The sequence below is a fragment of the Duganella flavida genome, assembly GCF_009857445.1.
Classification (GTDB): Bacteria; Pseudomonadota; Gammaproteobacteria; order Burkholderiales; family Burkholderiaceae_D; genus Rugamonas; species Rugamonas flavida.
Window position 1 is genome coordinate 1 of the sequence record NZ_WWCN01000089.1, and the last position, 231, is coordinate 231.

Below are 231 nucleotides of genomic sequence, written 5' to 3' on the forward strand. Positions count from 1 at the left end.
CGGATCAAAGCTTGTTTGCTAGCTCCCCGCAGCTTATCGCAAGCTACTACGTCCTTCATCGCCTGTAATCGCCAAGGCATCCGCCATGTGCACTTATTCACTTGTCCCTATAACCTTGACGGCTATAAGTCTAAGCATTTACTACTTGTGATGATGAGTTTTACTACCCAAGCATGTATCTGTCGATACACGCTTAATAAAACTTTACTTCTTCCAGATTGTTAAAGAACG

The 231-nt window shown here is 43.3% G+C and carries 1 rRNA gene; it reads right to left on the bottom strand.

The window, feature by feature from the left end:
* Positions 1 to 107 (bottom strand): 23S ribosomal RNA (locus tag GTP46_RS29330); the annotation flags it as partial.
* Between the last annotated feature and the right edge of the window lie 124 nt (positions 108 to 231).